17 protein-coding genes are annotated in these 13,060 nt (G+C 48.3%); 15 read left to right on the plus strand and 2 right to left on the minus strand.

Annotated features, from left to right (window positions below):
* The first annotated feature begins 18 nt into the window (after positions 1 to 18).
* Together AAIH57_RS18800 and lipB are read left to right on the plus strand one after the other, a co-directional pair.
* Positions 19 to 1,422, plus strand: coding sequence for a dihydrolipoamide acetyltransferase family protein (locus AAIH57_RS18800; protein ID WP_281366033.1), 1,404 nt, complete (start codon positions 19 to 21; stop codon positions 1,420 to 1,422).
* 117 nt (positions 1,423 to 1,539) lie between these two features.
* Positions 1,540 to 2,247, plus strand: a complete 708-nt coding sequence (lipB, locus tag AAIH57_RS18805) for a lipoyl(octanoyl) transferase LipB (protein WP_430022623.1) — start codon at positions 1,540 to 1,542, stop codon at positions 2,245 to 2,247.
* Between the two features lie 26 nt (positions 2,248 to 2,273).
* Here the strand turns inward: lipB and prli42 are convergent, their stop codons facing one another.
* Positions 2,274 to 2,375 (minus strand): stressosome-associated protein Prli42, encoded by a 102-nt coding sequence (prli42, locus tag AAIH57_RS18810; protein WP_095290480.1) that lies wholly within the window; start codon positions 2,373 to 2,375, stop codon positions 2,274 to 2,276.
* 84 nt (positions 2,376 to 2,459) lie between these two features.
* Here prli42 and AAIH57_RS18815 point away from each other — a divergent pair, with 84 nt between their 5' ends.
* Entirely contained in the window at positions 2,460 to 3,593 is a 1,134-nt protein-coding gene (locus AAIH57_RS18815; protein ID WP_175395571.1) for a M20/M25/M40 family metallo-hydrolase, read from the plus strand.
* 128 nt (positions 3,594 to 3,721) lie between these two features.
* Here AAIH57_RS18815 and AAIH57_RS18820 read toward each other — a convergent pair whose 3' ends face one another.
* Positions 3,722 to 3,856, minus strand: a complete 135-nt coding sequence (locus tag AAIH57_RS18820; protein ID WP_175395570.1) for a Z-ring formation inhibitor MciZ — start codon at positions 3,854 to 3,856, stop codon at positions 3,722 to 3,724.
* A 122-nt stretch (positions 3,857 to 3,978) separates the two neighbouring features.
* Between AAIH57_RS18820 and AAIH57_RS18825 the strand changes: the two genes are divergently transcribed.
* From AAIH57_RS18825 to sigF, 12 genes are all read left to right on the plus strand, one after another.
* Positions 3,979 to 4,563 (plus strand): NUDIX hydrolase, encoded by a 585-nt coding sequence (locus AAIH57_RS18825; protein WP_430022624.1) that lies wholly within the window; start codon positions 3,979 to 3,981, stop codon positions 4,561 to 4,563.
* Positions 4,564 to 4,565: 2 nt separating this feature from the next.
* A complete protein-coding gene (locus AAIH57_RS18830) occupies positions 4,566 to 5,780 on the plus strand; it encodes an endonuclease Q family protein (RefSeq protein WP_430022625.1) in 1,215 nt (404 codons plus the stop codon).
* 132 nt (positions 5,781 to 5,912) lie between these two features.
* Complete coding sequence (gene spoIIM / locus AAIH57_RS18835; RefSeq protein WP_430022726.1) at positions 5,913 to 6,542, plus strand: stage II sporulation protein M; 630 nt, start codon at positions 5,913 to 5,915, stop codon at positions 6,540 to 6,542.
* A 107-nt stretch (positions 6,543 to 6,649) separates the two neighbouring features.
* Positions 6,650 to 7,117: a Fur family transcriptional regulator gene (locus AAIH57_RS18840; RefSeq protein WP_024630961.1), complete on the plus strand. Its 468-nt coding sequence runs from the start codon at positions 6,650 to 6,652 to the stop codon at positions 7,115 to 7,117.
* Between the two features lie 155 nt (positions 7,118 to 7,272).
* Positions 7,273 to 7,515, plus strand: a complete 243-nt coding sequence (locus AAIH57_RS18845; protein WP_430022626.1) for a DUF4227 family protein — start codon at positions 7,273 to 7,275, stop codon at positions 7,513 to 7,515.
* A 74-nt stretch (positions 7,516 to 7,589) separates the two neighbouring features.
* A complete protein-coding gene (locus tag AAIH57_RS18850; protein WP_430022627.1) occupies positions 7,590 to 8,480 on the plus strand; it encodes a tyrosine recombinase in 891 nt (296 codons plus the stop codon).
* Between the two features lie 183 nt (positions 8,481 to 8,663).
* Complete coding sequence (locus AAIH57_RS18855) at positions 8,664 to 9,488, plus strand: purine-nucleoside phosphorylase (RefSeq protein ID WP_430022628.1); 825 nt, start codon at positions 8,664 to 8,666, stop codon at positions 9,486 to 9,488.
* Between the two features lie 187 nt (positions 9,489 to 9,675).
* Positions 9,676 to 9,894, plus strand: coding sequence for a hypothetical protein (locus AAIH57_RS18860; RefSeq protein WP_430022629.1), 219 nt, complete (start codon positions 9,676 to 9,678; stop codon positions 9,892 to 9,894).
* 275 nt (positions 9,895 to 10,169) lie between these two features.
* Entirely contained in the window at positions 10,170 to 11,291 is a 1,122-nt protein-coding gene (locus tag AAIH57_RS18865) for a D-alanyl-D-alanine carboxypeptidase family protein (RefSeq protein ID WP_246310849.1), read from the plus strand.
* Positions 11,292 to 11,434: 143 nt separating this feature from the next.
* Entirely contained in the window at positions 11,435 to 11,788 is a 354-nt protein-coding gene (spoIIAA, locus tag AAIH57_RS18870; protein ID WP_036663380.1) for an anti-sigma F factor antagonist, read from the plus strand.
* The gene (spoIIAB, locus tag AAIH57_RS18875; RefSeq protein ID WP_175395563.1) at positions 11,785 to 12,240 is read left to right on the plus strand and encodes an anti-sigma F factor; all 456 of its coding nucleotides are present in this window, start codon (positions 11,785 to 11,787) and stop codon (positions 12,238 to 12,240) included. Before spoIIAA ends, spoIIAB begins: the two co-directional genes overlap by 4 nt.
* A gap of 11 nt (positions 12,241 to 12,251) precedes the next feature.
* A complete protein-coding gene (gene sigF, locus AAIH57_RS18880) occupies positions 12,252 to 13,007 on the plus strand; it encodes an RNA polymerase sporulation sigma factor SigF (RefSeq protein WP_095290500.1) in 756 nt (251 codons plus the stop codon).
* Positions 13,008 to 13,060: the final 53 nt, after the last annotated feature.

The following is a 13,060-nucleotide window of genomic DNA, read 5'->3' on the forward strand; positions in this document are numbered from 1 at the left end:
TTTGGAGTGATATAACAAATGGCTGAACGTATGAAATGGATCGAGGTCATTATGCCGCAGCTGGCAGAATCGTTGGTCTCGGCTACCATTGGCAAATGGTTAAAAAAACCGGGCGACCGGGTTGAACAATACGAGCCGATCTGTGAAGTAATCACCGATAAAGTCAATGCAGAAATTCCGTCGACCGTTGATGGAATCATGGGTGATCTTCTGGTGGAAGAAGGTACGACCATTGCTGTTGGCGAAGCCATCTGCCGAATGCAGGTAGCCGCTGCCGACGATGAGCAAGTGGAAGAGCAAGTGACGCAAGTCTCTGAGCAGAACAGTGTGCAGCAAGGAGCGGTGACTCCAGTAGGCCATGATCCCAATCAGCCTATGCGTAATCGGTATTCTCCTGCAGTACAGTCACTTGCAGCAGAGCACGGTCTGAACTTGCAGAGCATTCAAGGCACAGGAGCAGGCGGACGCATCACACGCAAGGATGTACTGGCTGTTATCGCTCAAGGAGGCCATACGGGTTCGCCGTCTGCACAGTCTTCCTCTGCGGCTACGGCATCCGCTTCACCGTTTAGTGGAGTGAACAAAAGTGGTGGAGAAACGGGAATGTCCGCAAGAGAAGCTGTCTCTGCGGCGGATGCAGGCGTTCCCGTGAGACATTCAGGGATTCATCTGACCGAATCTCCGAAAATCCCGCAGATTGAAGTGGAAGGTGGCGGGCAGGGAAGATCGGAATATTTTATCGATGTTACCCCTGTGCGCAATGCGATCGCCCGGAATATGCGTCAAAGTGTATCGGAAATTCCTCATGCATGGACCATGATTGAAGTGGATGTAACCAATCTCGTGATGCTGCGCAACAAGCTCAAGGATGAGTTCAAGCGTAAGGAAGGCATTAATCTGACCTATCTCTCCTTCATGATGAAGGGTGTCGTTAATGCCATCAAGGATTACCCGATCATGAACTCGGTTTGGGCTGTTGACAAAATTATCGTTAAACGGGATATTAACCTGTCTATGGCGGTAGGTACAGAGGACTCTGTATTGACGCCAGTCATCAAGCATGCGGATCAGCGCAATATCGCAGGTTTGGCCCGTGAAATTGAGGACCTGGCTCGCAAAACCCGTGAAGGTACGCTGAAGCTGGATCATATGCAGGGTGGAACGTTTACGGTCAATAATACAGGATCGTTTGGTTCGATCCTGTCGCAGCCGATTATCAACTATCCTCAGGCGGCAATCCTTACATTTGAATCCATCGTCAAGAAGCCTGTAGTCATTAACGATATGATTGCTGTTCGTTCGATGGCCAATCTGTGCCTGTCTCTGGATCATCGTATTCTGGATGGAGTCATCTGCGGCCGGTTCCTTCAGCGGGTCAAAGAAAATCTTGAAGGATACAATATGGAAACCAAGGTGTATTAATGAAATAGGTGTCTCAAGGGAAAGTGTATGTGCCGATGGCCGTGCACTTTTCCCGCTGTCTGCGGTTAAACGCTCGGATAATATATGGACAATGAAGCAGAAGGGTGTGGGGAAATCATGAACAAGCCGCTGGATGTTACATACGTACCGATGCTTGATTATGAACAGGCTTGGAACCGCCAAAAAGCAATTGTACAGCAGCTGGACGAAGGTGAGGGTGTGGAGCAGATGCTTCTGCTGCAGCATCCACCGACGTACACGATCGGATCACAAAACCATCCTGAGCATCTGCTTCTCAGCCAGGACGAACTGGATGCAAAGGGCATCACTTTGTTTCAAATAGACCGTGGCGGTGATATTACTTATCATGGTCCAGGCCAGCTTGTGGGTTATCCGCTGCTGATTCTCGGTCGTGATGAGGCGCTCGATCTACACGGATATTTGCGCAGACTGGAACAGGTAATTATTGATTATCTGGCAGATAAGGGGATTGAGGCAGGCCGGAAAGAAGCTTATACAGGTGTGTGGGTTGGCGATATGAAAATTGCTGCAATCGGGGTGAAATTCAACCGCTGTAAACATCGGCGCGGCTTCGTGACGAGTCATGGGTTTGCTTTTAACATTACCTCAGGCATTCAGCATGAAGGCTTTCAGGGGATTGTTCCTTGTGGTATCGAGCAGTACGGTGTGACCTCTCTGGAGGACATCACTGGCAGAACCTACACCGTAGAGCAAGTTGCACAGCAAATTGTTCCGTACTTCGGCCGCATTTTTCCATATGAGATCACCTGGATCACGGAAAAAGAAGCCAGTGCCCGTCTCTAGATTCAGACAGTCAAAGGCTTCAAATTCTATCCAAACAGTAGAGGTTCAAGCGCGATGAAAAGGGTGGACCCGATCATGGCGATCAGCATCAGATAGATCACGATTTTGAACCATTTCTTTTTTTGCATGAAGAGAGAACTCCTTTCAACAATGAAAAGTAAACAAGCATATTAATTGTATTGTACCGTATCCACGAGAGGGAGGAAAGTCCTATGATTAAGCAGCAGCGTGTCGTAGATCAGTTTATGGAACTGGTGCAGATCGACAGTGAAACGAAAAATGAACAAAACATTTCTAACGTATTGAAGGAACAATTTACCCAGCTGGGTCTTAGCGTATATGAGGATGATACCAAGGAGAAAACCGGGCATGGCGCGGGAAACCTGGTGGTTACCTGGGAAGCGGATGGTGCATTGGAGGCGGCGCCGATCTTTTTTACATGCCACATGGATACGGTAACCCCTGGACAAGGGATTAAACCCGAGCTCGGAGAAGACGGCTGGATTCGCAGTGATGGAACGACGATACTGGGTGCAGATGACAAGGCAGGGATTGCTGCACTGCTTGAAGCCATTCGTGCTATCCAAGAGAATAAAATTCCACATGGAAAAATCCAGTTCGTCATTACCGTCGGTGAAGAATCCGGTCTGGTTGGCGCTCGCGCGATGAATCCAAAAGATATTGAGGCTGAGTTCGGATATGCACTCGATTCCAATGGTGCCGTGGGTACGATTTGTGTAGCTGCCCCAGCGAGAGCCGAGATCCAGATGAACATCTATGGAAAATCCGCACATGCGGGGGTCAACCCCGAAGATGGCATCAGTGCCATACAAGTGGCGGCCAAAGCTATCGCAGCAATGACGCTGGGACGGATCGATGACGAGACCACAGCGAATATTGGCAAGTTCCAGGGCGGATCCGCTCTTAACGTCGTTTGTGATTTTGTACAGATTGAAGCAGAAGCACGCAGTATTGTTCAGGAGAAAGTGGAAAAGCAAATTGCCCAAATGCGTGAAGCCCTGGAAACAACCTGCCGCAAATACGGTGCAACGGCTGAATTCCGCAGTGAGATTCTGTATCCGGCGTTTGGATTCCATGATGAGCATGAGGTTGTCCAGCTTGCACAGCGTGCCATTCGCAGCCTAGGGCTGGAGACAAGTACTTTTGCTTCGGGTGGAGGCAGTGATGCCAACATCTTTAACGGTTTCAACATTCCGACCGTGAATTTGGCCGTAGGATATGAAGATATTCATACGACAAAAGAACGCATTCGTGCTGATGATATCGTAAAACTGTCCCAGGTTGTTGTAGCCATCATTCAGGAAACAGCTTCGGGCAACAAATAAGGTGATGTAAGGGGACATGCTGCATAGCATACACCTCTTAGGCAAAAGTCCGAACCCGGTTTGCATCGGATTCGGACTTTTTGTAAATTTATGTTATATTTCATGGGAGATGTGGGTGTAAACAGAAATTATTTACGTCCAGCAATCAAATCACTTAGTTTGGCATCAGGACCCCATTCACGCAACCACTGTTTCAGTATAAGCTGAACTTGACGGGCTTGTCCGACTACATGTACCGATTGCGGCGTCACATAACTGTTCATTGAATATCCCCCTGATTAGTTTTATATTTTTTTGAATACGCTATAGGCTCACGATATGCACAAAAACAGAGGTTTATACGTGCGATAGATAAAAAATCCAAAAGAAGTGGAGTTGAACATATATGAATCAAACTAACCAAAACAGCTCAGCGCACCCGTCTAACCCCAAGCTGGATGAAGTAACCGTCTCCACCAAGCCGATCTTCGAGGGTAAAGTCATTTCTCTTCAAGTTGATACTGTCAAGCTGCCCAATGGACAAACGGCAACACGTGAAATTATCCGTCACCCTGGGGCTGTAGCTGTACTCGCCTTGAACGGAGATCGTATGCTGGTGGTGGATCAGTATCGTCAGGCGATGGGGCGTACCGAAGTGGAGATACCGGCAGGTAAACTCGATCCCGGAGAAGAACCGGAGATTGCAGCAGCACGCGAGTTACGCGAAGAAACTGGTTATGTAGCCAAGTCGCTGCGTCATCTGCGTTCGTTTTATACATCGCCGGGGTTTGCGGACGAGATCATTCACTTGTATATCGCCGAGGAATTGGAAGTTGGGGACATGGCGCTGGATGAAGATGAATTTCTTGAAGTATCTGAAATTACGCTTGAAGAAGCCTATCAGCTCATGGATCAGAACCGGATCAGTGATGCCAAAACGATGATGGCTGTGTATGCATGGGATATCTACAGAACGACAGGGCGGTTTTAACGATGGTAGATCAACAGGCAACTTCCGCTTCATGGGAGTCTTGTTATGCAGACCTGCATATCCACATTGGGCGTACGTCCCGTGGTGAAGCTGTTAAAATCAGCGGCAGTAGGGATTTGACCTTTGAGAATATTGCTCGTGAGGCGTCAGATCGCAAAGGTATTCATCTGCTGGGTGTCATAGACTGCCATTCTCCGGTTGTTCAGATGGATATCGAGCAGTTGCTGGAGAACGGTACGATGTCCGAACTGAAGGATGGAGGCATTGCTTACCAGGACACAACAATTCTGCTCGGTACGGAGCTGGAACTGCGCGAACCGGAGATGCGGGAATATCATATGCTGGCCTATTTCCGTGATTTAAATACGATGAAGTCTTTCACGGAGTGGATGAAGCGTTATATGAAAAATGTAAACCTCAGCTCACAACGGGTGTATGTTTCTTCCCTTGAGATGCAGGCTGAGATTAAGGCCCGTGGTGGACTCATTGTGCCCGCACATGCTTTTACACCTCACAAAGGCATATATGGCAGCACAGCTCCACGTATGGCAGATGTGCTAGATACAAGTCTGATCGATGCCGTGGAGCTGGGATTAAGCTCTGATTCATCCATGGCCAGCTATATTCAGGAGCTAGATCAGCTTCCTTTTCTAACCAATTCGGATGCGCATTCCCTTGGCAAAATCGGGCGGGAATATAATGAGCTGCACTTGGCCCATCCTTCTTTTGATGAATTCAGCATGGCACTGAAGGGGGAGAGAGGAAGAAGGATCGCAGCCAATTACGGGTTGAACCCGAGACTTGGCAAATACCACCGCACGTATTGTGCAGCCTGTGGCAGCATCCTGGATGAACAGTCAATGTCGGCGGAACGATGCCCCTATTGTGGCAGTACGAAGCTTGTGCAGGGCGTACTGGACCGGATACTGGCCATAGCAGACCGGGAAAGTCCACATGTACCTGAATACAGGCCACCCTATCACTATCAGGTGCCACTCGAGTTTATCCCGGGCCTGGGCAAGGCCAAGCTGCGCCAGCTGCTGGAACACTTCGGCACGGAAATGAACGTGCTTCATCGTACAAGTGAAGAAGAGCTTGCAGGAGTAGTTGGCCCAGTACTGGCAGGTCTTATCGCTGCTGCACGAAACGGACGACTGGAGTTGTCATCCGGAGGCGGGGGAACCTACGGCAAAGTTTCCGGTAAAGGCGCAGAGTAACACAGAAAGACTGAAAGTACAGGGCGGGATCTGGACAAGGAGTCATACGCACGAACTCCGGTTCATAGAATGACTATGTGGATTTCTTAGGAATCCTGCAGCATGATAACCGGAAAGGGGACTCGTACCTGTATGCGTTCTTCCTACTTCACGTTCAAAGGTCAAACCTCGTTATATGTATTTGTGGCTGTCTTGTTTCTGGTCGGTGTCATTTTTGGCGCCTTGATGGTTAATGCCCTGTCTCTTGAACAACGACAGGATCTGGAGGGATATCTGGGCAATTTTTTTATGACAGTCCAGCATAATGGCCAAGTGATCGAATCCGGAACCTATTGGGATATTGCGATGCTTCATTTGAAATGGGTGGGTCTCATCTGGGTTCTGGGCCTATCCGTCATCGGATTGCCAGGAATACTGGTTCTGGATTTTCTTAAAGGAGTGCTAATTGGATTTACCGTTGGATATCTCGTTGGACAGTATTCCTGGAAAGGGCTGCTGTTTGCCCTGGTATCCGTTGCACCGCATAATTTATTCGTTATCCCGGTACTGCTGATCTGCAGTGTGTCGGCCATGACTTTTTCCTTATATATCATTCGGAATCGTGTTCTCATGCAGCGCACACCAGGTGGACAAAGGCCATTTGCTTCTTATGTGCTGCTAACTCTGGTTATGGCTGGACTGCTGTTAGGTGTTGCGTCTTTTGAAACATGGATAACACCTGCAATGATGCGCTGGGTTACGCCAATGCTGCTGCCCGCGTAGCACGCACCGGATAGTGTAAAATGTTGACTTTAATTACGCACTCCCCCTATAATGAAAGAAGTGGGTTAAGTTGCAGTGTGCAGTGATTTCCTAGGGGGAGGGAGAAAATGGAAGCACGGATCGATAAAATTAAGCAGCAACTACAGTCCCAAGGTTATAAATTAACGCCCCAGCGGGAAGCCACCGTAAGAGTACTTCTTGAGAATGAAGAAGATCATCTGAGCGCGGAAGACGTATTCATGCTCGTTAAAGAAAAAGCTCCCGAAATCGGTCTGGCAACCGTGTACCGTACCCTCGAACTGCTGAGTGAGCTGCATGTTGTAGAGAAAATCAACTTCGGCGACGGTGTAGCGCGTTATGATCTGCGCGGAGATACATCCAAGCATCACCATCATCACTTAATCTGCGTTCAATGCGGAAGTATGGATGAAATACGTGAAGACTGGCTTGGACCGCTTGAAGAGCGTCTGGAGCGGGAATTTAACTTTTCGGTAGTAGATCACCGTCTGGATTTTCATGGGATTTGTTACCGTTGCAAAGCTAAAAATGACCAGAAGCCCAAAGATGAAGAATAACATAGCATATCTTCAAGCTCTCACCGGCGGTTTTGACGGGAGAGCTTTTTTGGTCCAGCATGTGATGTGAGGTTATCCCGGATGTCATATTCCTGGGTTTGTCATCATACCCTGATTCTAGATGAATCGGATTCAGACCAGGAGGGGGACAACCCATGATTATTTCACTGCGACGAGGACTTCGTTTTATACGATTTATAATATTATTTGCAGGATTGGTTTATCTGTTCTATCATGTTCTGGATTTGTTTAATGGCTGGATCTCACCTGTGGACCAGTATCAGATGCCGACAGGAAATGCGGTGAAAGTATTTCAGGAGACGGATTGGCCAGGCATTGGGGAAGCACGTCCTACGCTGGCGGAGAGACTCCGTTTATTTTATTGGTATGGGGAGTAGCCCGGACAGCCAGGGATGCAAATACGGAAGCAGATTGCCAGCTCGGCAATTCTGTCAGATGAGGAGCGTTGTGCATGAAACAGACGATACACGCCTATGCCTTATACTTGGAAGAAGATAAAGGGATGTCAAGCAGTACGCTGGAGTCGTATCTTCGGGACGTGGACAAGTTCATCGAATTTGCAGATAAGGAATACGGTATCCGTGAGGCGGAGCAGGTACGTCGTACTCATGTCATCCTGTTTATTGGCAAGCTCAAGCAGGCAGGTCGTGCCAATGCAACCATTGCACGCAGCGTTGTATCCCTGCGTTCGTACTTTCATTTTTTGATGCGCCGGGGTGAAATTCTGCAAGATCCAACGTTTGACGTCGAGGCTCCCAAGGCAGACAAAACGCCGCCACAGGTGTTAACCGTGGACGAAATTGAACTGCTTCTAGCTTCGCCTGATACTCATTCAGCCCAAGGAGTGCGTGATCGCGCCATGCTTGAACTTCTGTATGCTACCGGTATTCGTGTTTCGGAACTGATTGCGCTGGATATTCGGGATGTGCAGCCGGGCATGCGGTTTATTCGCTGCGGTGGGGCAGGCAAGGAACGCATTCTGCCGATTGGTGCGCCAGCCGCACACTGGGCAAGTGTGTATGTCAATGACTTTCGTAACCAGCTGCTCAAAGCAGACTCGGACGAGCAGGCGCTCTTTGTCAATGTGTCCGGCAGGCGTTTAACCCGCCAGGGCTTCTGGAAGCTGCTTAAAAAAGCGGCGGTGGATGCAGGAATCTCGGAAGAGATTACGCCGCATACGCTGCGTCATTCCTTTGCTGCTCATCTGATTGCAAGCGGAGCAGATACACGTGCGGTGCAGGACATGCTCGGTCATGTGGAGCAGCCTGGACAACAATATGGGCATCATGGTCGCAAAACGATGAAAGAAATCTACGAATCCCATCATCCGCGAGCGAAATAGTTTGCTGAAACGATAAAAAATTCAATAAAAGATGCGGAACATACAGCCGATTTAGGATAAAATAAATTGTACACATTTAAACGCCGTTATACATAAGCGATGCATCATTTGAGTGATTCATTTGCTGAAGGATGCATCTGGCTGATACAGACGGAACGTTTCAACTCAAGGGGGAACATCGAAATGACAGCATTAAATCAACAGATGATTCAGGAAGCTGCATCTTACATTCAAAGTAAAAGCTCCATCAAGCCGGAAGTCGGTTTGATTTTGGGTTCGGGTCTGGGTATTCTGGCCGACCTGATTGAAGATGGCGTTAGCATTGCCTATCAGGATATTCCTCACTTCCCGGTCTCCACAGTAGAGGGACATGAAGGAGAATTACTGGTGGGAACCATCAAAGGTCGTCCGGTCGTTATGATGAAAGGCCGTTTCCATATGTACGAAGGGTATGGCCCGGAACTTACAGCATTCCCTGTACGTGTCATGAAAGAACTGGGCGTATCCTCTTTGCTCGTAACGAACGCAGCAGGTGGAGTGAACACATCGTATGAGCCAGGCGATCTGATGCTGATCTCCGATCATTTGAATATGACAGGCAAAAATCCGTTGATCGGACCTAACGATCCGGCTATGGGCGTACGTTTCCCTGATCTCTCTGAAGCCTACAGCCGCCGTCTGCGTGCGCTGGCGAAGGATACAGCGGCTTCACAAGGGTTTAACGTGCGTGAAGGCGTATATGCAGGCTTGCTGGGTCCCAACTATGAGACACCGGCAGAGATCGTGATGCTGCGTACATTGGGGGCAGATGCGGTGGGCATGTCCACGGTATCCGAAGTGATCGTGGCACGCCATGCTGGTCTGGAAGTGCTCGGAATTTCCTGTATCAGCAATATGGCAGCCGGTATTCTTGATCAGCCGTTGTCCCATGACGAAGTCATGGAAACGACAGAACGTGTGCGTGAATCGTTCCTTGCGCTTGTTTTGGCCCTCATTCCGCAAATGTAATCGTAAAGCTTCAGTAAGACACCCTCTTGTGATCCTTCGGGATCATACAAGAGGGTGTCTTTTTTTATTTTTATTACAAAAAAGTGAAATTCAGAAAATAATTAAAGGGTAGCATGAAAATATCTGTCCAATGAGAAATCTTTCAGTGTAGCTATAACGATCTACATGTCATGTAAGGAGGTTTGATATGAATATTGACCGTGTCATAGGCGTAATACATATCGGAGTGTTGTTGCTGCTTTTCACTTTTAAAACGAATATCGCGTTTTTGGCTGCCAGTATGATTATCGTTTTGATCATGATTTATCAAACCTATGCTTCTCCGACAAAGTGGAATATCCGTTTGTTTGTTGCATTGACTTCGTTTCTCATCTTTTGGAATATCTATTCATGGGATTGGGGTTGAGAAGGAAGTATTGGTCCCGCGTTTCACTGGCATAGTACGATAAATTGGCATGTTCTCCCTTTGACGGGAGGGCATGTTTTTTTGTTTACCTGATCGGGTTACAGAAAAAGTTCGGGAAATCATTCTTTGTATGGAATAATTTGCTGGAAACGCGCCGACAATGATTAGCAGTACATGCATGGAGCATGCAGTAAGCAAGTCATTTGAGGAGGTTAACCCTAGTGAAGAAACGAATAATGGCATCGTTCATGACCCTATGTATTCTGCTGCCCCTAATGGCATCAACAGCGCTGGCTGAAGAAACACCCAAAGCAGCAGGTGCGACAGAGCTGGCCCCGTCGGCACGTTCTGCTATTTTGATGGATGCAGATACGGGGACGGTGATATTTGAAAAAAACAGTCATGATCAGCTGCCTCCGGCTAGCATTACGAAGATTATGACCATGCTGCTGACGATCGAAGCCATCGATTCCGGAAAACTGAAGCTGACGGACAAAGTCAGAACAAGTGAATACGCTGCATCCATGGGCGGCTCACAGATTTTTCTGGAGCCTGGTGAAGAAATGACCGTGGATGATATGTTAAAAGGAATCGCCATGGCTTCCGGTAATGATGCCTCTGTCGCTATGGCCGAGAAAATTGCCGGATCGGAAGAAGCTTTTGTGCAGCTTATGAATGAGCGTGCCAAAGAGCTCGGCATGAAGGATACCCATTTTGCCAACTGTAACGGACTCCCTGTGGAGAATCACTATTCCTCCGCACATGACATTGCCCTGATGAGCCGTGAATTGCTGAAGCACTCGGGAATCACGAAATATACGGGAGCTTATCAGGATTACCTTCGCAAAGATACAGAGAAGCCCTTCTGGCTGGTAAACACGAACAAATTGGTTCGATTTTATTCCGGCGCAGACGGTTTGAAAACGGGCTATACGTCTGAAGCCAAATTCTGTCTCTCGGCTACTGCGATGAAGGACGGACTGCGTACCGTTGCTGTGGTGCTCGGGGAACCGAACACAAAAACTCGGAATGCCGAAGTGTCTTCGATGTTCGATTATGCATTCGGACAATACACGATGAAACCTTTGTACAAAGCAGGGGATCAGCTCGGAAGTCTGAAGATCGAAAAAGGGGAAGTCGCTGAATTACCTCTGACGGCTGCGCAAAATTATAGTGTACTGATGCGTAAAGGGGCAAAATCGGATGAGTTCCGCCATGAGCTGTTAATGGCAAAAGAAGTGAAAGCACCGATCAAGGCAGGTCAAAGTATAGGTAAGCTTGTGGTGTACCAAGGGAACGAGGTTATCAAGGAATTCGATATTCAGGCCCCTCAGGATGTGAATAAGGCGGGCTGGTGGAAACTGTTCAAGCGGACGACATCCAACCTGTTTGATTAACGCTGATTTTACGCGTTCTGCATACATTCTTTGAACGTATTTTGTAGTTAAATAGGGGTTTTCTTCTAGTTTTGTCGGGGGGCAGGAAAAGCCTTCGGAAACGTAGAAATCCTTGTTCAAGACTGGGAGGAGAGTGAGCAAACGTGAACTTGCATGTGGAAATGGAGCATCACCGCGGAATTCTGATTGTGCGATTATCCGGGGAGCTGGATCACCATACAGCCGATATGGTACGAATGCAAATGGATGAGGCCATCCAGCGCAGACAGTGCGAACATTTGGTGCTTAGCCTGAAAGATCTGCAATTCATGGACAGTTCAGGTCTGGGTGTCATTTTGGGCAGATACAAACTCATTAAAAATAAAGGCGGCAAGATGGTTGTATGTGATGTCAATCCGCCGGTGTATCGTTTGCTGGAAATGTCGGGTTTGTTCAAGATCATGCCGATTTACGAAAATGAGGGAACAGCTCTCTCGGGTCTGGAGGTCGTCTCATGAATGAAGGAACGGGAACAAATTTCATGAATCTGCAATTTGCGGCCAAGTCGGAGAACGAATCGTTCGCACGGGTAACGGTTGCGGCTTTTATCTCCCAGCTTGATCCTACGATGGACGAGCTAAGCGATCTGAAGACGGTTGTCTCGGAAGCGGTGACGAATAGCATCATCCACGGGTATAACAACAATCCCGAGGGTGTCGTATCCATTCAGGCGCAAATTCGCGAAGACATGATTACGATTATTGTGGAAGATCGCGGAGAAGGAATTGAAGATCTCGAACTGGCCAAACAGCCGCTATATACGTCCAAACCCGAACTTGAGCGGTCGGGCATGGGCTTCACCATTATGGAAAACTTCATGGATGAATTCGAAGTCAGCAGTGAGCCCGGCAGAGGCACCTCCATCAAGATGAAGAAGAGGATTGAATCCAAGAAAGCATTGTATAATTAGGGGTTGGTCTTATGGATGCTGAAGTGAAACAGTCTTCACAGACCTATTTGGACGATGCCGAGGTCAAACGGCTGATTGCGCTCAGTCAGTCGGGTGACCATGTCGCACGGGATACGCTGGTGAACTGCAACATCAGACTTGTCTGGTCCGTTGTACAGCGGTTTATGAACAGGGGGTACGAACCAGAAGATCTGTTCCAGATTGGTTGTATCGGTCTGCTTAAATCGGTGGACAAATTCGATCTCAGCTATGATGTGAAATTCTCCACCTATGCGGTCCCCATGATCATCGGAGAAATTCAGCGTTTCCTGCGGGATGACGGAACCCTCAAGGTTAGTCGTTCCCTGAAGGAAATGGCGAATAAAGTCCGCAAAAAAAGGGACGAACTGTCCAAACACCTTGATCGTCTGCCAACGATCAAGGAAGTTGCTGAACAGCTGGGGGTGACCCCGGAGGAAGTTGTTTTTGCACAGGAAGCGAATAAACCGCCGACATCCATTCATGAGACCGTGTTTGAGAATGACGGGGATCCGATTACGTTGATGGACCAGATTGCCGACGAATCCCAGGAACGGTGGTTTGACAAGCTGGCACTGAATGAAGCGATTGGTGGTCTTAGTGAGCGGGAACGATTGATCGTCTACCTGCGGTATTACCGGGATCAGACGCAGTCAGAGGTAGCTACCAGGCTGGGCATTTCTCAGGTTCAAGTTTCACGGCTGGAGAAAAAAATACTTCAATCCATTCGCGATCAGATCGCGCAGTAGCTGTTGGATTGCAAGCCGCAGCATGGGTGCAGTATCACCAATATACGACAAAT

The organism is Paenibacillus sp. MABNR03, assembly GCF_050455445.1.
Taxonomy (GTDB): Bacteria; Bacillota; Bacilli; order Paenibacillales; family Paenibacillaceae; genus Paenibacillus; species Paenibacillus xylanilyticus.